The organism is Actinokineospora sp. NPDC051303 (assembly GCF_055586285.1).
This window is the reverse complement of record NZ_JBVJIN010000042.1, coordinates 1-23,018: the sequence shown is the minus strand read 5'-3', so window position 1 is coordinate 23,018 and position 23,018 is coordinate 1. Positions and strand designations below refer to the sequence as shown.

Here is a 23,018-nt window from a genome sequence, read left to right as displayed (position 1 = left end):
TGGCGGCCCCGGCCCCCGGTGCGCTTCCATGGTCCACATGGACAACGCCGCCCCACCGCTTCCATGCCCGCAGCCCTGGCGCACCCCGGACGGCGCCCCGAACCCGGGCAAGGCCCCCACCGGCTCCGCGCGGGTCGTTGACACCGACGGCACCGCCGGGCTGCTGCTTCCCTCCCGACCGACAACCGTCGCGGCCGGGGTGCTGCTGATCGTGGTCGGCGCCTGCTTCGCGGTCCTCGGTGGACTGTTGATCGCGGGCGAGTCGGTCATCGGCGCGGTCGGCGGGGTGGTGCTCGGGCTGCTGGGCGTGCTGCTGCTGGCGGCGGGCGGCTTCGCGCTGCGCCGCAAGCCCCGGGCGGTCGGCATCGTGCTGACCCCCGACCACGTGGTGCTGAACTGGGTGCGGCCGGTCGTGCGGCTGCCGTGGACCTCGATCATCGAGATCCGGCCGCTGGCGCTGCGGATGGGCCGCGCGCGCACGGCGCCGACCCGCAACTACCTCGGCGTGGTCTGCCGCGAACCCGACGTGGTCGATGAGCGGACCCGCAAGGCAGCCGCCCGCTTCGGCAAGGACCTGGCCTGCGCGGTGTCCATGCGCTCGGTCGACCTCGACCAACTGGTCGTGCTGCACACGCTGCGGTTCTACCTGGACAACCCGGACGCCCGCGCGGAGCTGGCCGGTGAGCGGGCCGTGGTCCGGGTCGGCGCGGGCCGGGTCACCGGGACAGAATGAGCCGCGTGCACTACACCGACACCGGCTCCGGTACCCCGCTCGTCCTGTTCCACGGTTTCTGCCTCGACTCCCGCATGTGGGACCCGGTGCGCGCCGGACTCTCCGCGCACGTCCGGCTGATCACTCCCGACCAGCGCGGCTTCGGCCGCTCCCCGCTGGGCGAGGACCCGCCGTCGCTGGAGACCGTCGCCGAGGACATGGTCGGCCTGCTTGACGAGCTCGGCCTGGAGCGGGCCGTGATCGGCGGCTGCTCCATGGGCGGCTATGTGGCGATGGCGGTGCTGCGGGCGGCCCCGGAACGAGTGTCCGGCGTGCTGTTCGTCGACACGAAGGCCCGCGAGGACGTGCCGGAGGCCAAGGCGAACCGGCTGGCGGTGGCCGCGCGCGCCGAGCGGGAGGGGACCGCGCCCTGGCTGGCCGACCAGATGCTGCCCACCATCCTCGTCAACCGCTCGTGCGACGGGATCGTGCGCGAGTGGATGGAGGCGCAGCCGAGGGAGTCCGTGGCCTGGGCCCAGCGCGCCATGGCCGACCGCGTTGACTCCCGGGAGACCTTGCGCGGCATCGACGTCGACACCCTGGTCGTGCACGGCGAGGCCGACGGGCTGATGCCGGTGGAGCTTGCCGAGGAACTCGCGGAGCTGACCGCGGGCAAGCTGGCCGTGCTGCCCGGGGCGGGCCACCTGCCGCCGGTCGAGAAGCCAGACGAGTTCATCGCGGCTATCACGTCCTGGCTTACCGCCCGCTAAGAGCTTGTTCGCTAAGAGAGCGGCGGATAGCGGACGGCGCCCCGGTCCGAGCGGGGCTCGGACCGGGGGAGCGGTCAGCGCCTGCGCCTGCCGCGGCGGCGGGAGCGCCGCTCGTCGTCCGGTCGCAGGGAGATGCTGGGCATGCCCTCGTCGCCGTCGTCGTCCGGGGCGAGGCCGAGCAGGTCCACCGCGCGCTGCTGCACGGCGTCCACCAGGCGCGGCGGCTCGGCGCCCGAGCGGCGCAGCACCGCGTGCCGCAGCCTGCTGTAGCCGCGCACCGACACCGGCCTGCGGTGCCGGATGGCGTACTCGTCGGTGTCCTCCAGGGCCGTGGCCAGCTCCTTGTTGATCAGGACCGTGCCGGGCCGGGCCACCGAGGTGAGCCTGCTGGCGATGTTGACCGTCGAGCCGTAGACATCGCCGAAGCGGCTCAGGACGCGCCCGTAGGCCAGGCCGGACCGCAGGTCGGGCAGCTCGTCGGTCGCCTGGGCGCGTTCGAGCAGCCGCAGGGAGATTTCCGCGCCGTGGGCCGGGCTGTCGGCGACGAACAGGACCTCGTCGCCGAGCATCTTCACGATCCGGCCGTGGTTCTCGGCGACGACCTCGGCGGTCATCGTCTCGAACTTGTCGACCAGGGAAATCAGCTCCTCCTCGTTGGAGTGCCGGGTCCGGGTGGTGAACCCGACCATGTCGGCGAACCCCACGACCTGGCTGCGCGACTCCAGGTCGGCCGAGGAGGCCAGCGCCCGGCCCGCGTACGCGGCGAGGTGCCTGCGCCAGACGAAGCTCTGCATGCGCTCCAGGTCCGGCACCAGGCGCTCGACCAGGCGGCCGATCTGGCGTTCGTCGGCGAGGAACTCCGGGTTGGCCGCCAGGACGCCGCGCAGCAGGTCGACCTGCCATTCGGCGAGCCGGGACAGGTGCTGGCCCAGCATCCGGGCGGTGGCGGTCGCCATCTCCGGTTCGAGGATGCCCGCGTACATCAGTTCGTCGGTCATCCGCAGCGCTTCGACGTCGCGGTCGGTGAACATCACCGCGTCGTCGCCGACCGTGGCGAAGCCCAGCGACCGCCACAGGCTCATCGCGCGTTCCAGCGGCACCCCCGCCTTCTCGCACACCTCGATCCGCGTGTACCTGCGTTCCCCGCCGAGCAGCACCTGCTCGACCCGCCGCTGCGTCGCGGCCAGCCTGTCCCCCGGGTTGTCGGCCACGGCGCTCAGGTGGTGTGCACGATGAGCACGTCGACGGGCGACTTGCGCGCCGCCTCGGACGGGACCGAGCCCAGGATGCGGCCCGCGAGGGTGTTGAGCCCCCGGTTGCCGACCACCAGCAGGTCGGCCTTGTGCTCGCTGACGACCCTGGCCAGCGCGGGCACCGGCTCGCCCTCGGCCACCACGGTCTCGATCTTCACCGCGCCCTGCTTGCGGGCCCGCTCCGCCGCCGTGCGCACCGACTCCTCAGCCGGGTTCGACCCGACCACCTGGTAGGCCACGTCGTCGCCGAGCACGTCCTTGGCCCGCTCCACATCCCGGTTGTCCGGCGGCTGGAAAGCACTGGCGATGACCAGAGTCGCGCCGGTGTCGGCCGCGATGGCCGCCGCGCGGTCGACCGCGCGGAAGGAGGAGTCCGAGCCGTCGGTCCCGACGACCACGGTCTGATAGGCGGTCATGTCGATGTCCCTCCCGGTAGCTACTTGTCGGTAGACCTAACCAGGACAAGGAGGGGCACGTCTAACCGGCGTGTGTTAAGGCAAGTGATCCCAGTCACACCCCGGCGACCCCAAGGTGAACCTGGCTGTGCTCGCGCCCCTCGATCTCGTCCACCACGGCGATGGCGAAGTCAGGATAAGAGATCAGCCCCTCGGCCGGGCTATCGGTCAACCGGTACCGGCCTGCCCGCGCCGCCTCCCGGTCGAAGTCGCCCGCCGGACTCATGATGATCCACTCCGGCCCGGTCGTCGCCGCGCGCAGCACGTCCGCGCCCGCCGCGTGCGCCAGGCAGAACGGCAGGTGCTCGGGCGGGAAGCCTGCCCCGTCGACCACCCGGACTCCGGGCGCGGTCTCCAGCAGGACGGACAGTCCGACGTGCACGAGCCGCCCGACCCCCGCTCTGCCCAGGCCGTCGAGGAGGGCGCGGGACGCGGCTGGGTAGAAGACGGCGTGGTCGGCGGCGGCGTCGTAGACCGAACTGACCGCCACGTCATGGCCGGCGGCCGCCACCGCGACCTGATCGGCGTCGGTGACATCCCCGGAGGTGGCGTCGCGGCGGATCGAGGTGACCTGGTGGCCACGGCTGGCGGCCTCGGCGGCGATGGCCCGACCGGCGCGCCCCGCCGATCCGAAGATGACGATTCTGCTCATGACCTGGACGGTATCCAGAGGATACTTGTTACTTCAAAGATACTTGGGTACTTTTGGAAAGTGCCTCTGGACCCGGAGATGTTCGACCCGGCCTGCCCGTCGAGCGCCGTCCCCATCCGCATCGGCGACAAGTGGACGGCGATGGTCGTGCTCTGCCTTGCCGACGGCCCGCGCCGCTTCTCCGAGATCCGCGTCCCCCTGCGCCGCGTCACCCCGAAGGTGCTGACCGAGACCCTGCGCGCCATGGAGCGCGACGGCATGCTCACCCGCACCGCCTACCCGGAGATCCCCCCAAGGGTCGAATACGAGCTCACCGACCTGGGCCGCTCCCTGCTCGACCTGGTCGCCGCCTGCCGCAAATGGGGCGACGCCCACCTGTCCGAAGTGCTGGCGGCCCGCGCCGCCCACCAGAATCAGGACGCATGAACGACTCGGAGATGCTGGCGGTGGCCATCGGCGAAGCCCGAATCGGCCTGGCCGAAGGCGGAATCCCCATCGGCGCGGCCCTGTTCGGCCCAGACGGCGAGCTATGGGGCAGCGGCCACAACCGCCGCGTCCAAGACGACGACCCCACGGTCCACGGGGAGACAGCGGCGTTCAAAGCAGCAGGTCGCAGACGGTCTTACCGGGGAACGACAATGGTGACGACCCTGTCACCATGCTGGTATTGCAGCGGCCTGATCCGCCAGTTCGGCATCTCGTCCGTCCTGATCGGCGAATCCCAAACCTTCACCGGCGGCCACCCCTGGCTAGCCGAACACGGGGTGAGGATCACCATCGCCGACAACGACGAGTGCGTCCGCATGATGACCGACTTCATCACCACCAACCCCACCCTCTGGCACGAAGACATCGGCGACGACAGTCCCTGACCGCCGTTTCCCACAGCCCCGCTGGCCCCTCTTTGGTGGGCTTTGCGGTGCGACCCGCGCGGGGCAAGGCAGAGCGCTCTGTTTCCGGGGCCTATAGCTGGGTGGCCGTGCGGATCAGCTGGGCGAGGGTGCGGGAGCGGCTGTGTGGGGGCCACGCTATGTGGGTGACGACGGGGGGTGCGTCGGTGAGGGGAACGGCGGTGTGTTCCGCCCATAGCCAGGCGCGGGAAGAGTCGGGGCAGATGGCCGCGGTGCGTCCGAGGGCGATCAGCTGGGCCAGTTGGGTCTGGTCGCGGATCTCGGGGCCGGGGCCGGGAGCGTAGGCGCCGTTGCGGGGCCAGCGGGCGAGCGGAAGACCAGGGACGTCGGTGACGTCGGCCAGGGACAGGGTCTTGCTCGTGGCGAGAGGGTGCCCGGCGGGCAGGACGACGATCCGCCCCTCGGTCAGCAGTTCCTGGCTGTCGAACCCGGCGAGGGAATCGAACGGTGTCTGCATGAGTGCCACGTCGGCGCGGCCGTCGCGCAGCAGTGTTTCCTGTTCGCCGATACCGCATTGCAGCAAGTCGATCTCGGCGGCGTCGGGCTGGGCCGCGTAGGCGTCGAGAAGCTTCCGCAGCAGCTCCTGAGACGCGGCGGCCTTGACCGCCAGCACCAGGCGATCGCGGGCGCCACCCGGACGGTCGGCGCCACCGGCGCGACGGGTGCGGCGTGCGGCGGCTGTGGTCGCGTGCAGGGCGGCGCGGCCCTCGTGCAGCAGGACCTCCCCGGCGCGGGTCAGCGAGACGCCGCGACGGTCGCGGTCAAGCAGCGAGACGCCGAGGCGCCGTTCGAGCTGCTGAATCGCCCGGGACAGCGGTGGCTGGGAGATGCCGAGCCGCTTCGCCGCGCGGCCGAAGTGCAGTTCCTCAGCGACGGCCACGAAGTACCTCAGCTCGCGGGTCTCCAGGGTGTCCATGCCCGGAGCGTATCCCCGGTGATACCCCAGGAGTATCACTGGACGCTTCATCGGTGTTGGTCACATCGCCCGTCGATGAGTGAGCATCGATTCCGTGAGCGAAACGAAGATCGCACTGGTGACCGGCGCGAACAAGGGAATCGGCTACGAGATCGCGACCGGCCTGGGCGTCCTCGGATACCGCGTGGGCGTCGGAGCCCGGGACGAGGCCCGGCGCGAGACCGCCGTGGAGAAGCTGCGCGCCGCCGGGCTGGACGCGTTCGGCGTGCCGCTGGAGGTGACTAGCGACGACAGTGTCACCGATGCCGCGGAACTGATCGAACGGCAGGCCGGGCACCTGGACGTCCTGGTCAACAACGCCGGGATCTCGGGAGAGTCCGGCCCCGGGTGGGCTCAGGACCCGACCACGCTCGACCTCGACGTGGTCCGCACGGTCGTGGAGACCAACGTCCTCGGCGTCATCCGCGTGACCAACGCGATGCTGCCGCTACTGCGGCGCTCCCCGTCGCCGCGCATCGTCAACGTCTCCAGCAGCGTCGGCTCCCTGACCCTGCAGGCGGAGCCGGACATCGAGATCGGCCCCATCATGGCGGCCTACGCGCCGTCGAAGTCGTTCCTCAACGCCATCACCGTGCAGTACGCCCGGCAGTTCGCCGGTACGAACATCCTGATCAACGCCGCCTGCCCGGGCCTGGTCGCCACCGACTTCACCGGCTTCCACGGACCCCGCACCCCCGACCAGGGCGCAGCCATCGCGATCCGCCTAGCCACCCTTCCCGACGACGGCCCAACCGGCTCCTTCTTCAACGACGACGGCGCCATCCCCTGGTGACCCCGCCCGACGGCAAACGCGTCCCGGAGCTGGCCGATCCGAACAGCCCCGCATGCGCGGGGACGACGGCAAGAGCATCGCCGCGCGCAACACGGCCGAGGGAACACCCCCGCGTGCGCGGGGACAACTCAAACCCAGCCTGCGCGGCGTGCACGGCGATGGGAACACCCCGGACGACAGCGCGAAAAGCTCGCCGTGGTAGTTCGGCAGGGAACACCCCCGCGTGCGCGGGGACGACGGCATGTCCGGGCAGCGGCCACTGGGAGCCGGAGGAACAGCCCCGCGTGCGCGGGGACGACACTTCTTGACCTGTGGGTTTCTGAACTGAAACAGTGTTTCGCATTCACCTCGGTCGAGCTGAGGCCCGCTCTGCCCGGCGTTCTGCCGAAGCCGTCACGGCCGGGAGTTGGCAGGCGCTCCACCAGGATTCGCCAGCCGCGGCGCTCCGGGTGCCCGCTCCGGCTCGATCTCCGCAGGCTCCCAGTGCTCCCGAGGCGGCCCCGACACCGGAGTGATCGTCCTGGTAGGCGACTCATCAGCCACCGCCCCGTCGATCGTTTTCACCGTCCGCTCCTCCGGCAGCGGCTCCAGAACCGGCGCGGCGTCCGCAAGCTGCACATGCGCGTCCGCGATCAGATCCCGCGCCGCGTGCAACTGGTCCGCCACCCGCGCCCGAAGCTGCCGCAGCGCCGCGACCCGCTGCGCCGCGTGCGTGATCCGCCGGTTCGCTTCCTCAGTCGCTTCCCGCACCCGCCGGTGTGCCTCGGTAGTGGCCTCCTGCAACCGAGCGGTCGACTCCGTGATCGCCTCGTGCCGCCTGCGGTTGGCTTCCTCGGTCGCCTCCCGAACCCGCCGTTCGGCTTCGGCCTTGCTGGTGGCTTCCTGCTCGGCCAGCGCGCGCATCGACTCGGTGCGCCGGGAGGCCATGGCGATCTCGAAGTCCTCTTCGACCGTGGTCCTGCGGCGCTCGGCTTCGGCGGACAGCCGCGCCGCTTCGGCCTTGGCGGTGGCCACCGTGCGCTCGGCGTCGGCGCGGGCGTTTTCGATGACGCCTCGGTGTTCGGCTTCCATGGCCGCGCGGCGGGCGTCGAGGTCGGCGACGAGGCGGTCGTAGCGTTTCTGCAGGGCGGCGGCGTCGGCTTCGGCTTTGGCGCGGATGTGACCGGCTTCGGCCTCGGCGCGCGCCTTGGTCTCGTTGGCCTCGTCGGTGGCCAGGCGCAGCATCCGCTGGAGGCGCTCGCTGAGGCCCTCCAGCGTGGTCGGCGGCAGCGATAGCCGGTCGATCTGCCCGCGCAGGTCGGTGATCTCGCCGCGGCTCTTCTCCAGCTGCTTGGCGAGGTCCGCCGCCTGTGTCACCGCCGCGTTGCGGTCGGCGTGCAGCAGTTGCAGTTCGGCGTCGAGCCGTTCGAGGTGCTCTTCCACCTGAGCGCGGTCGTAGCCGCGCTTGGTGATGTCGAAACCGGCACCCAACGGCACGAGATCGCGCTGTTCGCCCAAGCCCATGCGCTCACGCTACCTGTACGGGTCTATCCGCTCAGGACTAGAGCGGATTCTTGCTGGTGAAACTCCCCGGTGGCGGTACCGCGACGGCCCCGCCACCGGGGAGGGGCTCACACGCCGCGGAAGCGGTTGATCGCGTCGATGTGCTTCGCGCGCAGCTCGTGGTCGCGGACGCCGAGCCCTTCCTCGGGCGCGAGGCACAGCACGCCGACCTTGCCCTGGTGGGCGTTGCGGTGGACGTCCAGCGCGGCCTGGCCGGTGTCCTCCAGCGCGTAGGTCTTCGACAGGGTCGGGTGGATGAGGCCCTTGGCGATGAGCCGGTTGGCCTCCCACGACTCGCGGTAGTTCGCGAAGTGCGAGCCGACGATCCGCTTGAGGTTCATCCACAGGTAGCGGTTGTCGTACTGGTGCATGTAGCCCGAGGTGGACGCGCAGGTCACGATGGTGCCACCCTTGCGGGTGACGTAGACCGACGCGCCGAAGGTCTCCCGGCCCGGGTGTTCGAACACGATGTCCGGGTCCTCGCCGCCGGTCAGCTCGCGGATCTTCTTGCCGAAGCGCTGCCACTCGCGCGGGTCCTGGGTGTTCTCGTCTTTCCAGAACTTGTAGCCCTCGGCGCTGCGGTCGATGATCAGCTCCGCGCCCATCTTGCGGCAGATCTCGGCCTTCTCCTGGTTGGAGACGATGCACACCGGGATCGCGCCGCCGTTGAGGGCGAACTGGGTGGCGTAGGAGCCGAGGCCGCCGGAGGCGCCCCAGATCAGCACGACGTCGCCCTGCTTCATGCCCGCGCCGTTCTGCGAGACGAGCTGGCGGTAGGCGGTGGAGTTGACCAGGCCGGGGGAGGCGGCTTCCTCCCAGGTCAGGTGGGCGGGCTTGGGCATGAGCTGGTTGGACTTGACCAGCGCGATCTCGGCCAGGCCGCCGAAGTTGGTCTCGAAGCCCCAGATGCGCTGCTCGGTGTCGAGCATCGTGTCGTTGTGGCCGTCGGGACCTTCCAGCTCGACGTTGAGGCAGTGCGCGACCACCTCGTCGCCGGGCTTCCAGTTGTGCACGCCGGGGCCGGTGCGCAGCACGACGCCCGCCAGGTCGGAGCCGACCACGTGGTAGGGCAGGTCGTGGCGCTTGGACAGCGGCGACATGCGCCCGTAGCGCTCCAGGAACTTGAACGTCGAGACCGGCTCGAAGATCGAGGTCCACACCGTGTTGTAGTTGATGGCGCTGGCCATCACCGCGACCAGGGCCTCACCGGGGCCCAGCTCGGGGGTGGCGACCTCGTCCAGGTGCAGCGACTTGCGTGGATCCTTGTCGCGCGAGGCGAGTCCCTCGAACATGTCGACCTCGTCGGCGTGCACGGTCATCCCGCGGTAGTGATCGGGGACCGGCAGCGAGCCGATCGCATCCAGCTCGTCAGCCTGGATGGCGTCGAGGATCTTCTGCACGGCGGACCTCCTGGGAAAAATTCGGTTCGTCGCCCGGGCAACAATGCCCAGGTGGAGCGAGGTTACTTTCGGGTAGCTATCCGGCACCAGCGATGTGACAGATGGCACCTGTAACCCGGGTCCCGATCGGGTGAGCCAAGGATGCTCTCCTGGGTGTTGACCAGCGGCAACGGACGGCGGACCATCGGTCTGGGATCTCTCGTCATGTGGAGGTGGTCTCTTTGCGTGAAATCGATTCGGTCCGCCCCTGGACGCGTCCGCACGACTGGGCTGAGGTCGTCCTCGGCGTGGTGGCGCTGGCTTCGCCGCTGTGGACCGACACGAACAACGCCGCGATGTGGACGATGATCGTCCTCGGCGCGCTCATCGCGCTCGACGGCCTGTTCTCCCTTGCCCGGCCCGACATGGTGGCGGGCGAGGCCGTGCAGATCGTTCTCGGCGGCCTGATGTTCCTGGCACCGTGGGTCATGGGCTACACCGAGCTGTCCGCGATCAGCTGGATGTCGTGGATCATCGGCGCCCTCACGGTCATCGCGGGCGCGGCGGCGCTGCCCGTGGCGCAGGCCGCGCACCGGATGGCGGGCTCGCACTGAGTTCGGGCAGGCATCAGCCGGATTGCCCGCGCCCCCGCCCGGGGACGCGGGCGACCCGGTCCACCAGCAGGTCGATGAGCCGGTCGACCGTCTCGCGCGGGAAGAACTCCGGCAGCGTGAGGTGCTCGACGATCAGGCCGGTCATGGCGGCGAAGAGGAGTTCGACCGCGGCGCGGTCGCCGGGCAGGCCCGCGTCGAGGTGGAAGGCGATGTTCTCGCGCAGGGCCGCGCTCATCGTCGCGGTGAAGCTCGCTCCCAGTTCCGGTTTGCGGGTCGATTCCAGCCGCAGTTCCAGCAGGGCAAGGTGCGCGGCGCGGTCCGCGGTGGCCCGGTCCACGATCTCGCGCAGGAACCGCGCCACCAGCGCTTGGTCGCGGGGCGCGGCTAGGGCGCGCTCGACCGCGTCCGGATCGGGCGCGAGCCGGGTGAACACGCGCGTGCCCGCCGCCGCCAGCAGCGCGTCGCGGGTGGCGAAGTAGTTGGATGCGGTGCCCACGGGCACTCCGGCGCGCGCGTCGACCGCCCGGAAAGTCAGTCCCCGCGCTCCTTGCGCGGCCAGCACATCGATGGCCGCGTCCACCAGCGCCGTGCGCCGCTCGTCGTTCCGTCGCATTTCTCGGTTGACACCTCCCTGACCACTACGCTTAGAGTACTACAACCGTAGTTGTTTGGAGGGTGTATGCGATTCGGCAAGTTCGCCACCGCGTTCATGGTCGAGGACACCGCGGCCTGCCGGGACTTCTTCGTGACGCACCTCGGGTGCAAGGTCACCGTCGACCTGGGCTGGTATGTCGACCTGGCCCACGACTCCGACCCGTCGTTCATGGTCGACTTCGTCCAGCGCGGCCACGAGTCGATGCCCGTGGGGGTGCGGGAGGACGGGGTGACCGGGACCGTCCTGGCGTTCATCGTGGACGACGCCCAGGCCGTCGAGGACCGGTTGCGCGCGGCGGGGGTGGAGTTCGTGGCGGGCTGCCGCGACGAGCCGTGGGGCCAGCGGCACTGCTTCGTGGCCACGCCCGGACCGGTCGTGGAGTTCATCGAGATGATCGAGCCCGATCCGGAGTGGATGGCCGCGCACGGGTTGTGAGCCACCCGCTGGCCACTGTCGGGTGAACATCGCACATGTCGTACGGTCGGTTCGGTGGAACCCCACCAACCTGTCGTGCGGCGCGCCGCACCCGGCTGTGAAGGACACGACCGACCGTGAGTACCGCGGCCGAGGCCGAGCGGACCACCGGGTTCTTCGGGCACCCCCGAGGGCTGGCGAACCTGTTCGGCGTCGAGATGTGGGAGCGCTTCTCCTTCTACGGGATGCAGGCGATCCTGCTCTACTACCTGTACTTCACCGTCGAAGAGGGCGGTCTTGGCATAGACCAGGCCACCGCCGCGGGCATCGTGGGCGCTTACGGCGGCTCGGTCTATCTGGCGACGATCGCGGGCTCTTGGGTTTCCGACCGCCTCTTCGGGCCAGAACGCACTCTCCTCTATAGCGGTGTCCTGATCCTCTTAGGACACCTCGCGCTCGCAGTGCTTCCCGGGTCTACCGGTGTCGCGGTAGGACTGATCTGCGTGGCGTTGGGCTCCGGCGGCCTCAAGGCGACGGCAACCGCCCTAGTCGGCGCGCTCTACGACCGCGACGACGAGCGCCGCGACGCCGGGTTCTCCCTCTTCTACATGGGCGTCAACCTGGGCGCTCTTGTCGGCCCGCTGCTGACCGGCCTGCTGCAAACCCGGGTCGGCTTCCACTGGGGCTTCGGCGTCGCGGCCGTCGGCATGGCGATCGGCATCGCCCAGTACGTCCTCGGCAGGCGCAACCTGCCCGAGTCCGGCCGGGGCGCGCCCAACCCGCTCGACTCACGGGGCAGGGCGCGGGCGGCGGTCGCGGGCTCGGCGGGGCTGGCGGTGGTGCTGGCCCTGGTCCTGACCGGCGTGATCGGCGCGGACAACCTCGCCACGGTCGTGCTGTGGGTGATCGCGGTCGCCGTGGTCGGGCTGTTCGCGGTCCTGCTCGGCAGCCGCCAGGTCGACGGGGTGGAGCGGCGGCGGGTGGTCGCGTTCATCCCGATGTTCCTGGTCAGCTTCGGGTTCTGGGCGCTGTTCCAGCAGCAGTTCACCGTGCTGGCCATCTACGCCGAGCAGCGGATCGACCTCGACCTGTTCGGCTTCGCCATCCCGCCGTCGTGGTTCAACTCGGTGGAGCCGCTGTTCGTGGTGCTGCTCGCGCCCGTGTTCGCCGCGCTGTGGGTGCGCCTCGGCGCGCGCCAGCCGTCGACACCGGTCAAGTTCGCGCTGGGGGTCGCCGGGATGGGCGTGGCGTTCCTGGTGATGGCCCTGCTCGGCTTCACCCGAGGCGAGCACGTGGTCGCCCCGCTGCTGCTCGTGCTGGTCCTGGTGATCTTCGTGCTGGGCGAGATGTGCCTGTCGCCGGTGGGGTTGTCGCTGTCGACCAAGCTGGCCCCGAGGGCGTATGGGGCGCAGATGGTCGCCCTGTTCTACCTGTCGGTCGCCCTGGGCTCGTCGGTCGCGGGCACGCTCGCCGAGTACTACTCCGCCGACACCGAGCCCGCCTACTTCGGAACCCTGGGAGCCGTGGCGATCGGTTTGGGCGCGGCCATGGCGGCGCTGGCGCCGAAGGTGCGGAACCTGATGGGTGGCGTCCGCTGACCGCACCGGGCGCGCTCGCTATCGTGCGCCCGTGGGCCGTATCAGACAGATCACAGCCGCCTTGGGCGGTGCTCCGGACGCCGATCACCTGGCGGCCGTGGTCCAGTCCCAGTCCGCCGAGCTGGACCGGCTGCGCGCCAGGCTCACCGAGGTCGAGGAAGAACGCGACGCCCAGCGCCGCTTGATCGACGCTCTCACCGCGCGGGTGGACGCGCTGGAGCCCGCCCGCGAGCACATGACCCGCTGGCTGGAAGACCACAACCGTGGCCTGAGCGACCTGGTGTCGGCTCAGCATGGTTTGGAAGAGGGCCTGGCGGCTGTGCGCACCGCTGCCGAACACGCGGAAGACTGGCTTACCGGCCACTCGGTAGCGCTGGACGGCCTGCACGTGCGCACCGACGAACTGGAACGCGCCGAGTCCGTTCGCGTCTTCACCGAGTGGCTGGACCAGGCCGAGTTGACCGCCGCTCCCCGGATCTCGGTAGTGCTGCCGACCCACAACCGCGCCGCCCTGCTCCCCAAAGCGGTTGAGTCGGTGCGCGCCCAGCGTTACCCGAACTGGGAACTGGTCATCGTGGACGATGCCAGCACCGACGACACCCCCGAAGCCATCGCTGGTCTGACCGAACCGCGCATCCGATCCGTGCGCACCGAACACGGCCGCGCCTGCGCCGCCCGCAACGCCGGTTTGGCCGAGGCGACCGGTGAGATCATCGCTTACCTCGATGACGACAACACCATGCATCCCCTGTGGCTCAAGGCCCTCGCCTGGGCCTTCGCGAAGAACCCCGATGTGAACACGGTCTACGGCGGTTTCGTCATCGACGCCACAGATCGCACTGACCGGGTGGGCCTGCCCTTGCTGGTGCTCACCCCTTACAGCCGCGAACGCCTGCTGGAAGAGAACTTGGCCGACATGGGCGCACTGGCCCACCGGGCGGATCACCCAGCCGCCCACTTCGATGAGTCCCTGCGCCAGATGGGGGACTGGGATTTGCTGCTGTCCCTCACCGCCGACCGCGCCCCCCTGGTGATCCCGGCAGTCGCCTGCTACTACTCGACTGGCGCGTCCGACCGGCTGTCCCAGGGCCCGCACTACCAGGTCGACTCAGCGGCCATCCGCGCCAAACACGCCCCTGCGCCCTAAGCCCCGGGGCAGGTCGCGCTCGCCTTTCCAAGGGAACAGCCAGCCCCGGGGAAGACTTGAGCTTCGTGTAGCCGAGACAGGTGAACTCGGGAACAGCCCCGCGCGCGCGGGGAGGACGGCCGGACCGCTCCGTTGTGGGCGACGGCGACCGGAACAGCCCCGCGTGCGCGGGGACGACCCGCGCGCCCAAGTGCAGGCCATCCTGACCGACGGAACAGCCCCGCGTGCGCGGGGACGACTACGGCTGCCAGGCGACCCAGCCGAACACCTACGGAACAGCCCCGCGTGCGCGGGGACGACGCGCGGTGGGTGTTCGCCTGGCTGGTCGAGCCGGGAACAGCCCCGCGTGCGCGGGGACGACACTTGCTGACCTGCGGGTTCACGAACCGGAACGGTGTTGTGAACTCACTTTCTACTCCGCAAGCCTCCGAGCTTGTCGCCCGACCGGTCGGTGCTCAGGTCAACGGGTGCCCGCACGCCCTTCGCCGTGGCGTCGAGCTTGCTCATCCGGGTGATTTTGCCCGGGTTCGCCCGCAGGCACGACGTCAGCGCCCCGAGTTATCCACAGCCCCGCCCGCCGCCCTTGGCCGCGCTGACCTGCGCCGATAGAATGGAACAGGGCTCGGCCCCCCAGGGTGGGTGGGGCTTTTTTTGTGGGGGGCGGAGCGGCGGCGAAGGGCGGCAGTGGGGGTTAGTGGGCGGGGTCGGCGGCGGGTTCGACTAGTTCCACGAGGACGCCGCCTGCGTCCTTGGGGTGGACGAAGTTGACGCGGCTGTTGGCTGTGCCGTGTTTGGGGGTGTCGTAGAGGAGGCGTAGGCCGTTGGCGCGGAGGGCGGCGGCGGTTGCCTCGATGTCGGCTACTCGGTAGGCCAGTTGCTGGAGGCCGGGGCCGTTGCGGCCGATGAACTTGGCGATGGTGGACTGCTCGTTCAGCGGCGCCAGCAGTTGCACCGCCGTCCCTGAGCCGGTGTCGCCGGGGGCGCGGAGCATGGCTTCGCGGACGCCCTGTTCCTCGTTGGTCTCCTCGTGCACCGACTCCAAGCCGAAGTTGTCGCGGTAGAAGGCGATGGCCTGGTCGAGGTCTGGCACGGCGATGCCGACATGATCGATCGCGACGACGTGGGTCTTGAGGACATCGTTCATACGCGGAGACGATACGCCGAACTTACCCGGCGGTAACTAATTGCTGTGCGGCTACTCACACAGCGACCTTTCGCAGCCCTTAATCGCGGGTATGGTCCGAAGCCAACGCACGTTCGCACCCCATTGGAGACCGTCGTGTCCGGTTCCGTCATCGTCGCGGGGGCCCGCACCCCCATCGGTCGTCTTCTCGGTTCGCTCAAGGACTTCACCGGCGCGCAGCTGGGTGGAGTCGCCATCAAGGCGGCGCTGGAGCGCGCGGGCGTGGCGCCCGAGCAGGTCCAGTACACGATCATGGGTCAGGTGCTCACCGCGGGCGCGGGGCAGATCCCGGCCCGGCAGGCGGCGGTCGCCGCGGGCATCCCGATGGACGTTCCGGCGCTGACCATCAACAAGGTCTGCCTGTCCGGTCTCGACGCGATCGCGCTGGCCGACCAGCTCATCCGCGCGGGCGAGTTCGACATCGTGGTCGCCGGTGGCCAGGAGTCGATGACCCAGGCCCCGCACCTGCTGCCGAAGTCCCGCTCCGGCTTCAAGTACGGCGACGTGACTCTGCAGGACCACATGGCCTACGACGGCCTGTTCTGCGCCTTCGACCAGGTCGCCATGGGCTCGTCCACCGAGAAGTACAACACCCGCTACGGCCTGACCCGCGAGGAGCAGGACGCCTTCTCCGCCGCCTCGCACCAGAAGGCCGCCAAGGCCATCGCCGAGGGCCGCTTCGCCGACGAGATCGCGCCGGTGAGCATCCCGCAGCGCAAGGGCGACCCGGTGGTGTTCGACACCGACGAGGGCGTGCGCGGCGAGACCACCGCGGAGAGCCTGGGCAAGCTGCGTCCGGCGTTCGCCAGCGACGGCACCATCACCGCGGGCTCGGCCTCGCAGATCTCCGACGGCGCCGCCGCGGTGGTCGTGATGAGCAAGGCCAAGGCCGAGGAGCTGGGCCTGTCCTGGATCGCCGAGATCGGCGCGCACGGCGTCGTCGCGGGCCCGGACGCGAGCCTGCACGAGCAGCCGTCCAACGCGATCAAGGCCGCCCTCGCGAAGCAGAAGCTGGACGCGTCCGACCTCGACCTGATCGAGATCAACGAGGCGTTCGCCGCGGTCGGCGTGGTGTCCACCAAGCAGCTTGGCGTCAGCGAGGACATCGTGAACGTCAACGGCGGCGCGATCGCGCTGGGCCACCCGATCGGCGCGTCCGGCGCCCGGCTGGTCGTGCACCTGGCCTACGAGCTCAAGCGGCGTGGCGGCGGCGTCGGCGCGGCTGCCCTGTGCGGCGGCGGCGGCCAGGGCGACGCCCTGATCATCAGCGTGCCCAAGGCCTGAGCTTGGCCCGCAAGGTTGAGGTAGCTGACCTGGTCGACCGCGCGCGGGAGCGTCAGCCGCGCGCGGTCGCCAGGCTCATCTCCCTGGTGGAGGACGCCAGCCCGCAGTTGCGTGAGGTGGCGGCGGCGCTGGCGCCGTTCACCGGGCGCGCGCAGGTCGTGGGTCTTACCGGCTCTCCTGGGGTCGGTAAGTCGACTACCACTTCGGCGTTGGTCGCTGCTTACCGCGCGCAAGGTAAGCGGGTTGGTGTGCTCGCCGTAGACCCGTCGTCGCCGTTTTCCGGCGGCGCGTTGCTGGGCGACCGGGTGCGGATGCAGGTCCACGCCACGGACCCGGACGTGTTCATCCGGTCCATGGCGACCCGGGGTCACCTCGGTGGCATGGCCTGGGCGACCCCGCAGGCGCTGCGCGTGCTCGACGCGGCCGGGTTCGACGTGGTCCTGATCGAGACCGTGGGTGTCGGGCAGTCCGAAGTGGACGTGGTGGCGCTGGCCGACTGCACGCTGGTGCTGCTCGCCCCGGGCATGGGCGACGGCATTCAGGCCGCCAAGGCGGGCATCCTGGAGATCGCGGACGTGTTCGTGGTCAACAAGGCCGACCGCGACGGCGCGGACACCACGGTCCGCGAACTCAAGTACATGATCTCGTTGGGCCGCCGGGAGATCCGGGGCGCGAGCTGGCGGCAGCCGATCGTCAAGACGGTCGCCGCGCGCGGCGAGGGCGTCGGCGAGGTGGTCGAGGCCATTGACGCGCACCGGGCGTGGACCGCCGACCACGGCGAGTTCGAGCACCGGCGCGCGCTGCGGGCCCGCACCGAGATCGAGGCCATCGCGGTGGAGACGCTGCGTTCCCGGCTGGGTGACCTGCACGGCGGCGACGCGCTCGACCGGCTCGCGAAGCGGGTCATGGCGGGCGATCTGGACCCCTACGCGGCGGCGGACAGCCTGATCGAGGGCGTCCAGCGGGACTGAGCAGGCCCCCGGCCCCCAGGTGAGCCCGCTCACGCTCCACACTGGAGCCATGTTCGACTCGCCTGCGGGCCGCTTTCGCGCCGTCGCCATCGCCGAGGCCGCTTCCTGGCTCGGCTTGCTCGTCGGAATGTTCTTCAAGTACGTGACCGAGACCGGGGAACTCGGGGTCAAGATCTTCGGCCCCATCCACGGCGCCATGTTCGTCGCCTACGTGATCGTCACCGCGTTCTCCGCCCGCCAGCTCGGCTGGAACCGGCGGGCGGTGGTGTGGGCGTTCGTGTGCAGCGTGCCGCCGCTGGCCACGCTGGTCTTCGAGCGCTGGGCGCTGCGCACCGGCAAGCTGGACCCGGTGGCCGTGCGCCGCCGCTCCCTGGTCACCCTCTCCTGAGCGACGCGCTGTCTCGGCTAGCGGCCCAGCCGCTCAGCCGAGACAGCGTGGAGCAGCCCCCGGAACGCGTGATCGCCCACGTGCAGCGTTCCCGCCGTGGGCGCTTTGCTGTCCCGGATGAGCGAGCGGTCGACGCGCCGGTCCAGCTCCACGCACTCGTTGCTGCCCGCACCGCTGAACCGGCTCTTGCGCCACCTGCTGTCGGTGCTCACGCTTCTCCTAGTTCCTCAAGTCGTTTTTCGATCAGCTTCCGCGACTCTTCCGGCGATGCCGCTGCCGCCGCGATATCGGCGAACATGGTCTCGAACCGTCGCACATCGTACGCGTTTTCCACGGTGACCCCACCCGCGATGTGCTCCATGTACACCAACGGCGCATCGTCGGGATCATCAAAACCGAGGATCGTGCAGCCGCCTGACATCGTGCCGTAGCTGCCCATCCCGAACGGCATGACCTGGATCGTCACGTGGTCCAACTTGCCCATGGCGAGCAGGTGCTCAAGCTGCTCGCGCATGATTTCGGTCCCACCGACCACGCGGAGGATGACCGACTCGTCCACGACGGCGTGCAGACGCAGCGGGTTCGGGCCTTGAAGGCGCTTTTTCCTGTTCACCCGGGCGGTGATGAACTGCTCGATCGGAACTGCCGGGTCGCTGAAGTAGTGGCCCGTTTCGTTAATGGTGCGCGCATAGTTGGTTGTTTGCAGGAGGCCAGGGACCGTGATGGGTTGCAGTGTGCGCTCGGTGGTGGCGTCACCCTCGGTCCTCACGAACGAGCGGTAAGGCTTCGGCGTTCCTGGCGGCAGGTCGACTCGGGCCGCGCGCTCGCCCGCGTCCTCCCAGAGGACGGCCGCGTCGGCCCGCAAGTCGGTCGCCTCGTAGAACGGCAAGAGGGCCTGCAAGGATTGCCAGGCGGGCCGGACGTGCCCGCTCTCGTACCGGCTGATCGTGGACTCGCTGACCCGCAGGAGTTCGGCGACCTCGGCCACCGTGCGCCCGGAGCGCTCGCGGGTCTCGTGCAGGAACGCGCCGAGCCGCTTCTTGGCCCGGGTCTGGTTGGCGGTCATGCCCCGATCCTATTCAGCATCGCCATGCACGTGCACCTCTTCCACTCGATCGGGTTGTTCCGGAATGCAAGTGCACCCGATAGTCTGCCGTCAGGATTCGAGGACTGGGAAGGGCGGATCATGGCGACAAGTGCCGACCTGTGGCTGGAAGTGGACACCGACTGCGGTCACGAGTGGGAATCGCCCGTCCGGGCGTCGCGCACCTGACCCTCGTGGACAGCGCGATGAACGTGACCGTGGCCGCCGACGAAGAGGGGCTGGCGATGCTCGCCGACCTGATCGCCGCCGCGCGCGCCGGACTGGCCGACGGGGTGACGGACTAGGCCCCTCAGTCCTGGAAGTCGCCAGCCGACTTGCGGACCTTGGCCAGCAACTCGGTGAGCTGCGCGGTCTGGCGCTTGGTCAGGCCGCTCAGTCCGAAGTCGACAGCCGTCACGGCTTCCGTCGCGCGTTCGCGGCGCTCACGGCCCGCTTCGGTGATCTCGGCCAGCGTGGTGCGGCGGTCGGTCGGGTGCGGGGTGCGTTTGACCAGGCCGTCCGCCTCCAGCCGGTCGACGATGTTGGTGACGCTCGTCGGATGAAGCTGTAAGCGCTCGCCCATCACGCGCATGGGCAGGCTTCCCCGCTTGGAGAAAGTCAGCAGCACCAACGCCTCATACCGGGCGAAGGTCAGCCCGTGCGGCTTGAGCGCGGCGTCCACAGCGGACTGAAGGATCTGCTGCACGCGCATGACACTGGTGACGGCGGCCATGGTCGAGGAGTCGCCGATGCGCTCCTGCCACAGTTCCGCCGCCTTGGCGATCGGATCGAACGGCAACGAGCGCGGCCTCATGACTTGGAAGCTACCAGTGAGTTCTGTGCGCTAACCCCTCACCTTGCTGGCTCGGGCTGCTCGAACTCCGCCCGCACGCCCAGCAGCCGCACGGGCCTGCCCAGCTCGAAGCGGTCCAGCGCGGTCAGCGCCGCCGTCTCGATCTCGTCGGCCGAGCGGGTCGGCTCGGCCAGGGTGAGGCTGCGGCTGCGAGTCAGAAACGGCGCGAACCGGGCCTTCACACCGACTCGGACTATCGGCCTGCCGTCAGCGGCGATGTCTTCCGCTACCTGCCGCGCTAGACACGACACTGCGGCGCGAAGATCGGCCAAGTCGGTGATGTTTTCCTGGAACGTGGTCTCTCGGCTATGCGAGCGCGGGATATACGGGGTGCCGATCACCTCGGTCGAGCCCGCGCCGAGAGCGAGCGTGCGGTACCAGGGGCCCATCGTGGGGCCCAGCCGCGCGGCCAGCGCGTCCGGGTCCGCGCGGGCCAGTTCGCCGACCGTGGCGAAGCCGAGTTCGGACAGCTTGCGGGCGGTCTTGGTCCCGATGCCCCAGAGAGCGTCGGTGGGCCGGTCGGCCATCACCGCCACCCAATTGTCCTTGGTGAGCCGGAACACGCCCGCCGGTTTCGCGAACCCGGTGGCGAGCTTGGCGCGCAACTTGTTGTCTCCTATCCCTACCGACGCGGTTAACCGCGTCCGCTCGGTCACCGCTGCCTGGATCTCGGCGGCCAGCGCCTCCGGCTCGTCGGTCCGCACCCCCAGGAACGCCTCGTCCCAGCCCAGGACCTCCACCACCGCGTCGAACTCGCGCAGCACCGCCATCACCTCGGCGGACGCGGCGTTGTAGGCGTCCGGGTCGCTGGGCAGGAACACCGCGTCAGGGCAACGCTTGAGCGCCAAGCGCAGCGGGATGCCCGACCGCACACCGAACTCGCGCGCCTCGTAGGACGCGGTGGCGACGACCTCGCGCCGGGTCGGGTCGCCGGTGCCGCCCACGACCACCGGCAGCCCGCGCAGGTCCGGCCGCCGCAGCACCTCGACCGCGGCGATGAACTGGTCGAGATCCACGTGCAGGACCCAGGCCGTGCCAGCCATCTCGATAGTGTGCGCGCACCGACCCGATCGGACAGGAGTGACCATGCTCGTCGCGTTCAGTGTCAGCCCGCTCGGCGGGGAGTCGGAGAACGTCGGCGCCGCCGTCGCCGAGGCCGTCCGCGTGGTGCGCGAATCCGGCCTGCCCAACGAGACCACGGCCATGTTCACCACCATCGAAGGCGAGTGGGACGAGGTGATGGCCGTGGTGAAACGCGCCACCGAGGTCTTGCTCGCCAAGTACCCGAGGGTCAGTCTCGTGCTCAAGGCCGACATCCGCCCCGGACACACCGGTCAGCTCACCGCCAAGGTGGACCGGGTCGAGCGCTACCTGGCCGACTAGTCTTCCCATCCCCTCTCACCAGGAGCGCCGACCGTGGACCCCCGTTCGCTGTGGCAGTGCTACGAGCCCTACCACGCCGTCACCTACTTCACCCCGGAGTCCGTCGCCGAGACCGACGCGCTGGGCTGCCAGGGCCGCTGGATGGGGTACTTCGGGATGCGCGCCGCCCCGCTCGGCGCCGCGCCCGCCTGGCTGGTGACCAGCGTGTTCTACAACTTCCACCCCTCCCGCGTTGAGCGCGCGCTGCCCGAAGCGTGGACGATCGCGCCGCCCGAGGAGTTCCTGGCCGCCCGGCTGCGCGGGGTCGACGGCGCGCTGCGCAGGCTGCTCGGCGACGAGACCGTCACCGGCCCCGAGATCGCCGAAGCCGCCGAACTCGCCCGCGTCGCCGCGGGCTGGGCACCCACCGCGGGCCGCCCGCTCGGCGCGGCCAACGCCGCGCTGGACCTGCCCGACGAGCCGCACCTCGCGCTGTGGCAGGCGGTCACCACCCTGCGCGAGTCCCGCGGCGACGGGCACGTCGCCGCGCTGGTCACCGCCGGGCTCGACCCGGTGGAAACCCTGGTCGCCTTCGGCGCGGACAACGGCCTCGCCCCCGACTACCTGCGCACCGCCCGCGCGGTCCCCGAGGACGAGTGGGCCGCCGCCGAGCGCCGCCTCGCCGAGCGCGGCATCCTCGATGAGCCCGGCGTGCTCACCGGTGAGGGCCGTGAGCTGCGCGAGTCCGTCGAAGCGCTCACCGACGAAGCCGCCGCCGCGCCCTGGCTGGAACTCGGCGACCAGGGCACCGCCCGGTTCGTGGAGCTGATGGCGCCGCTGTCGCTGCGGATCACCAGGGAGAACGACCGGATGCGCGTCAACCCGATGGCCCTGCGCCCCCAGGAGCACCTGGCGCGGCTGGCGGGCGAAACCGTCGGCTGACCGGTAGGCCGGACGGCGCACAAGCACTCATGCCAGGATGAGAAGGTGACCAGGCCAGATCCACGCCAGACCGCCGCACTGTCGGCCGCCCTGTCCCGGGCCGTAGACCTCTCCGCGCTCAAGGCGCGGGCGGACGCCACGAAGAAGGCGCCCCCCGCCGCCGGACCCAACGCCAACGCCGCCGCGTTCGCCGTCGACGTCACCGAGGCGACCTTCCAACCGGAGGTCGTCGAACGCTCCCTGCAAGTCCCCGTCGTCGTCGCGCTGACCGCGAGCTGGTCCGCTCAGTCGCAGCAGCTTGTCGCCATGCTGGAACGCCTCGTCGCCGAAAGCCGCGGCGCCTGGCTGCTGGCGAAGGTCGACATCGAGACCAGCCCCCGCATCGCCCAGCTTTTCGGCGCGCAAGCCGTGCCGATGGTCATCGCGGTCGCGGGCGGCCAACCGGTCGAGGCCTTCGGCGACGTGCCACCGGAGCCGCAGGTCCGCCAGTGGATCAGCGGCCTGCTCGACGCGCTGCGCGACCGGCTGCCGGGCATCCGCGCCGCGGAGAACGCCGCGCCCGCTGATGCCGCTCCTGAGCCGGAAGATGAGCGGTTTGTGGCGGCTGAGGCCGCGTTCGAGCGTGGTGATTACGTTGCCGCTGAGGCTGCTTATGAGAGCATCCTGGCTGGCGAGCCGGGTAACGCTGAGGCTAAAGCCGCGCTTGCCCAGGTTCGGTTCCTGGCTCGGGCCGAAGGGACTGATCCTTCGGTGATCGTTCGGGCGGACATCTCGCCGGATGATGTGGACGCGCAGCTCGCTGCCGCTGATTTGGAGTTGGCTGGGCAGCAGGCTGAGCAGGCGTTCGCGCGGTTGATCGCCGCGGTGCGGCGGAGCAGTGGGGCGGATCGGGATAAGGCTCGGACGCATCTGGTGTCGCTGTTTGAGCTGTTCGCGCCTGACGATCCTCGGGTGGCGAAGGCTCGGCGGGAGCTTGCCAGCGCGTTGTTCTGAGGGTTGGGGCTTGGGGGTTGCTCGATGGGGTGGAGTGGTTTCTTCGGGGCCCCTACGAAGGAAGATCGCCGTGTGAAAGACGGGTGGGAAGCCTACGGCCTCACACGC

The 23,018-nt window shown here is 70.2% G+C and carries 29 protein-coding genes and 1 CRISPR repeat array; of the genes, 17 read left to right on the top strand and 12 right to left on the bottom strand.

The window, feature by feature from the left end:
* The first annotated feature begins 37 nt into the window (after positions 1 to 37).
* Together ACZ6SD_RS25660 and ACZ6SD_RS25655 are read left to right on the top strand one after the other, a co-directional pair.
* Entirely contained in the window at positions 38 to 733 is a 696-nt protein-coding gene (locus ACZ6SD_RS25660; RefSeq protein ID WP_465319543.1) for a hypothetical protein, read from the top strand.
* Positions 730 to 1,482 carry an alpha/beta fold hydrolase gene (locus tag ACZ6SD_RS25655; RefSeq protein WP_465319542.1) on the top strand — a complete coding sequence of 251 codons (753 nt, stop codon included), beginning with the start codon at positions 730 to 732 and terminating at the stop codon, positions 1,480 to 1,482. Before ACZ6SD_RS25660 ends, ACZ6SD_RS25655 begins: the two co-directional genes overlap by 4 nt.
* A gap of 74 nt (positions 1,483 to 1,556) precedes the next feature.
* Here ACZ6SD_RS25655 and ACZ6SD_RS25650 read toward each other — a convergent pair whose 3' ends face one another.
* The 3 genes from ACZ6SD_RS25650 to ACZ6SD_RS25640 form a co-directional block, all read right to left on the bottom strand.
* A complete protein-coding gene (locus tag ACZ6SD_RS25650; RefSeq protein WP_465319541.1) occupies positions 1,557 to 2,693 on the bottom strand; it encodes an adenylate/guanylate cyclase domain-containing protein in 1,137 nt (378 codons plus the stop codon).
* A gap of 5 nt (positions 2,694 to 2,698) precedes the next feature.
* The gene (locus ACZ6SD_RS25645) at positions 2,699 to 3,151 is read right to left on the bottom strand and encodes a universal stress protein (protein ID WP_465319540.1); all 453 of its coding nucleotides are present in this window, start codon (positions 3,149 to 3,151) and stop codon (positions 2,699 to 2,701) included.
* A 94-nt stretch (positions 3,152 to 3,245) separates the two neighbouring features.
* Complete coding sequence (locus ACZ6SD_RS25640) at positions 3,246 to 3,842, bottom strand: NAD(P)-dependent oxidoreductase (RefSeq protein WP_465319539.1); 597 nt, start codon at positions 3,840 to 3,842, stop codon at positions 3,246 to 3,248.
* Between the two features lie 78 nt (positions 3,843 to 3,920).
* Between ACZ6SD_RS25640 and ACZ6SD_RS25635 the strand changes: the two genes are divergently transcribed.
* Together ACZ6SD_RS25635 and ACZ6SD_RS25630 are read left to right on the top strand one after the other, a co-directional pair.
* Positions 3,921 to 4,268, top strand: a complete 348-nt coding sequence (locus ACZ6SD_RS25635; RefSeq protein ID WP_465319575.1) for a winged helix-turn-helix transcriptional regulator — start codon at positions 3,921 to 3,923, stop codon at positions 4,266 to 4,268.
* Positions 4,265 to 4,714 carry a nucleoside deaminase gene (locus tag ACZ6SD_RS25630; RefSeq protein WP_465319538.1) on the top strand — a complete coding sequence of 150 codons (450 nt, stop codon included), beginning with the start codon at positions 4,265 to 4,267 and terminating at the stop codon, positions 4,712 to 4,714. The genes ACZ6SD_RS25635 and ACZ6SD_RS25630 overlap by 4 nt, the downstream gene beginning before the upstream one ends.
* A 91-nt stretch (positions 4,715 to 4,805) precedes the next feature.
* Here ACZ6SD_RS25630 and ACZ6SD_RS25625 read toward each other — a convergent pair whose 3' ends face one another.
* A complete protein-coding gene (locus ACZ6SD_RS25625; RefSeq protein WP_465319537.1) occupies positions 4,806 to 5,669 on the bottom strand; it encodes a LysR family transcriptional regulator in 864 nt (287 codons plus the stop codon).
* A 94-nt stretch (positions 5,670 to 5,763) separates the two neighbouring features.
* Here ACZ6SD_RS25625 and ACZ6SD_RS25620 point away from each other — a divergent pair, with 94 nt between their 5' ends.
* Entirely contained in the window at positions 5,764 to 6,501 is a 738-nt protein-coding gene (locus ACZ6SD_RS25620) for an SDR family oxidoreductase (protein ID WP_465319536.1), read from the top strand.
* 52 nt (positions 6,502 to 6,553) lie between these two features.
* Positions 6,554 to 6,703, top strand: coding sequence for a hypothetical protein (locus tag ACZ6SD_RS25615; RefSeq protein ID WP_465319535.1), 150 nt, complete (start codon positions 6,554 to 6,556; stop codon positions 6,701 to 6,703).
* A gap of 191 nt (positions 6,704 to 6,894) precedes the next feature.
* Here the strand turns inward: ACZ6SD_RS25615 and ACZ6SD_RS25610 are convergent, their stop codons facing one another.
* Positions 6,895 to 8,004, bottom strand: a complete 1,110-nt coding sequence (locus ACZ6SD_RS25610) for a chromosome segregation protein (RefSeq protein ID WP_465319534.1) — start codon at positions 8,002 to 8,004, stop codon at positions 6,895 to 6,897.
* Between the two features lie 107 nt (positions 8,005 to 8,111).
* Positions 8,112 to 9,443: a crotonyl-CoA carboxylase/reductase gene (ccrA, locus tag ACZ6SD_RS25605; protein WP_465319533.1), complete on the bottom strand. Its 1,332-nt coding sequence runs from the start codon at positions 9,441 to 9,443 to the stop codon at positions 8,112 to 8,114.
* Between the two features lie 221 nt (positions 9,444 to 9,664).
* Here ccrA and ACZ6SD_RS25600 point away from each other — a divergent pair, with 221 nt between their 5' ends.
* Positions 9,665 to 10,036 (top strand): SPW repeat domain-containing protein, encoded by a 372-nt coding sequence (locus ACZ6SD_RS25600; RefSeq protein ID WP_465319532.1) that lies wholly within the window; start codon positions 9,665 to 9,667, stop codon positions 10,034 to 10,036.
* Positions 10,037 to 10,049: 13 nt separating this feature from the next.
* On the opposite strand, the gene ACZ6SD_RS25595 is transcribed toward ACZ6SD_RS25600, so the two are convergent.
* Positions 10,050 to 10,649: a TetR/AcrR family transcriptional regulator gene (locus tag ACZ6SD_RS25595; protein WP_465319531.1), complete on the bottom strand. Its 600-nt coding sequence runs from the start codon at positions 10,647 to 10,649 to the stop codon at positions 10,050 to 10,052.
* Positions 10,650 to 10,715: 66 nt separating this feature from the next.
* On the opposite strand from ACZ6SD_RS25595, the gene ACZ6SD_RS25590 reads away from it, so the two are divergent.
* From ACZ6SD_RS25590 to ACZ6SD_RS25580, 3 genes are all read left to right on the top strand, one after another.
* The gene (locus ACZ6SD_RS25590; RefSeq protein ID WP_465319530.1) at positions 10,716 to 11,126 is read left to right on the top strand and encodes a VOC family protein; all 411 of its coding nucleotides are present in this window, start codon (positions 10,716 to 10,718) and stop codon (positions 11,124 to 11,126) included.
* Positions 11,127 to 11,242: 116 nt separating this feature from the next.
* Positions 11,243 to 12,703: a peptide MFS transporter gene (locus tag ACZ6SD_RS25585; protein ID WP_465319529.1), complete on the top strand. Its 1,461-nt coding sequence runs from the start codon at positions 11,243 to 11,245 to the stop codon at positions 12,701 to 12,703.
* Between the two features lie 31 nt (positions 12,704 to 12,734).
* Entirely contained in the window at positions 12,735 to 13,850 is a 1,116-nt protein-coding gene (locus tag ACZ6SD_RS25580; protein ID WP_465319528.1) for a glycosyltransferase family 2 protein, read from the top strand.
* Positions 13,851 to 13,939: 89 nt separating this feature from the next.
* Positions 13,940 to 14,211: a CRISPR direct-repeat array (repeat unit 28 nt; unit sequence GGAACAGCCCCGCGTGCGCGGGGACGAC).
* A 330-nt stretch (positions 14,212 to 14,541) separates the two neighbouring features.
* Here the strand turns inward: ACZ6SD_RS25580 and mce are convergent.
* Positions 14,542 to 14,994, bottom strand: a complete 453-nt coding sequence (gene mce / locus ACZ6SD_RS25575) for a methylmalonyl-CoA epimerase (protein WP_465319527.1) — start codon at positions 14,992 to 14,994, stop codon at positions 14,542 to 14,544.
* 135 nt (positions 14,995 to 15,129) lie between these two features.
* On the opposite strand from mce, the gene ACZ6SD_RS25570 reads away from it, so the two are divergent.
* The 3 genes from ACZ6SD_RS25570 to ACZ6SD_RS25560 are packed head-to-tail and all read left to right on the top strand — an operon-like array spanning position 15,130 to position 17,676.
* A complete protein-coding gene (locus ACZ6SD_RS25570; protein ID WP_465319526.1) occupies positions 15,130 to 16,317 on the top strand; it encodes an acetyl-CoA C-acetyltransferase in 1,188 nt (395 codons plus the stop codon).
* A gap of 2 nt (positions 16,318 to 16,319) precedes the next feature.
* The gene (meaB, locus tag ACZ6SD_RS25565; protein WP_465319525.1) at positions 16,320 to 17,288 is read left to right on the top strand and encodes a methylmalonyl Co-A mutase-associated GTPase MeaB; all 969 of its coding nucleotides are present in this window, start codon (positions 16,320 to 16,322) and stop codon (positions 17,286 to 17,288) included.
* A gap of 49 nt (positions 17,289 to 17,337) precedes the next feature.
* Complete coding sequence (locus ACZ6SD_RS25560) at positions 17,338 to 17,676, top strand: DUF3817 domain-containing protein (RefSeq protein ID WP_465319524.1); 339 nt, start codon at positions 17,338 to 17,340, stop codon at positions 17,674 to 17,676.
* Positions 17,677 to 17,693: 17 nt separating this feature from the next.
* Here the strand turns inward: ACZ6SD_RS25560 and ACZ6SD_RS25555 are convergent, their stop codons facing one another.
* Both ACZ6SD_RS25555 and ACZ6SD_RS25550 read right to left on the bottom strand, forming a co-directional pair.
* Positions 17,694 to 17,888 (bottom strand): DUF397 domain-containing protein, encoded by a 195-nt coding sequence (locus ACZ6SD_RS25555; RefSeq protein ID WP_465319523.1) that lies wholly within the window; start codon positions 17,886 to 17,888, stop codon positions 17,694 to 17,696.
* Positions 17,885 to 18,742 carry a helix-turn-helix domain-containing protein gene (locus ACZ6SD_RS25550; protein WP_465319522.1) on the bottom strand — a complete coding sequence of 286 codons (858 nt, stop codon included), beginning with the start codon at positions 18,740 to 18,742 and terminating at the stop codon, positions 17,885 to 17,887. Before ACZ6SD_RS25550 ends, ACZ6SD_RS25555 begins: the two co-directional genes overlap by 4 nt.
* A gap of 173 nt (positions 18,743 to 18,915) precedes the next feature.
* Here ACZ6SD_RS25550 and ACZ6SD_RS25545 point away from each other — a divergent pair, with 173 nt between their 5' ends.
* A complete protein-coding gene (locus tag ACZ6SD_RS25545) occupies positions 18,916 to 19,065 on the top strand; it encodes a hypothetical protein (protein ID WP_465319521.1) in 150 nt (49 codons plus the stop codon).
* Between the two features lie 5 nt (positions 19,066 to 19,070).
* Here the strand turns inward: ACZ6SD_RS25545 and ACZ6SD_RS25540 are convergent, their stop codons facing one another.
* Both ACZ6SD_RS25540 and ACZ6SD_RS25535 read right to left on the bottom strand, forming a co-directional pair.
* On the bottom strand, positions 19,071 to 19,574 hold the full coding sequence (locus ACZ6SD_RS25540) for a MarR family winged helix-turn-helix transcriptional regulator (RefSeq protein WP_465319520.1): 504 nt from the start codon (positions 19,572 to 19,574) through the stop codon (positions 19,071 to 19,073).
* Positions 19,575 to 19,612: 38 nt separating this feature from the next.
* A complete protein-coding gene (locus ACZ6SD_RS25535) occupies positions 19,613 to 20,656 on the bottom strand; it encodes a DNA polymerase IV (protein ID WP_465319519.1) in 1,044 nt (347 codons plus the stop codon).
* A 43-nt stretch (positions 20,657 to 20,699) separates the two neighbouring features.
* On the opposite strand from ACZ6SD_RS25535, the gene ACZ6SD_RS25530 reads away from it, so the two are divergent.
* The 3 genes from ACZ6SD_RS25530 to ACZ6SD_RS25520 are packed head-to-tail and all read left to right on the top strand — an operon-like array spanning position 20,700 to position 22,910.
* Positions 20,700 to 20,996: an MTH1187 family thiamine-binding protein gene (locus tag ACZ6SD_RS25530; RefSeq protein ID WP_465319518.1), complete on the top strand. Its 297-nt coding sequence runs from the start codon at positions 20,700 to 20,702 to the stop codon at positions 20,994 to 20,996.
* A gap of 33 nt (positions 20,997 to 21,029) precedes the next feature.
* On the top strand, positions 21,030 to 21,917 hold the full coding sequence (locus ACZ6SD_RS25525; protein ID WP_465319517.1) for an SCO6745 family protein: 888 nt from the start codon (positions 21,030 to 21,032) through the stop codon (positions 21,915 to 21,917).
* Between the two features lie 45 nt (positions 21,918 to 21,962).
* On the top strand, positions 21,963 to 22,910 hold the full coding sequence (locus ACZ6SD_RS25520; RefSeq protein WP_465319516.1) for a co-chaperone YbbN: 948 nt from the start codon (positions 21,963 to 21,965) through the stop codon (positions 22,908 to 22,910).
* Positions 22,911 to 23,018: the final 108 nt, after the last annotated feature.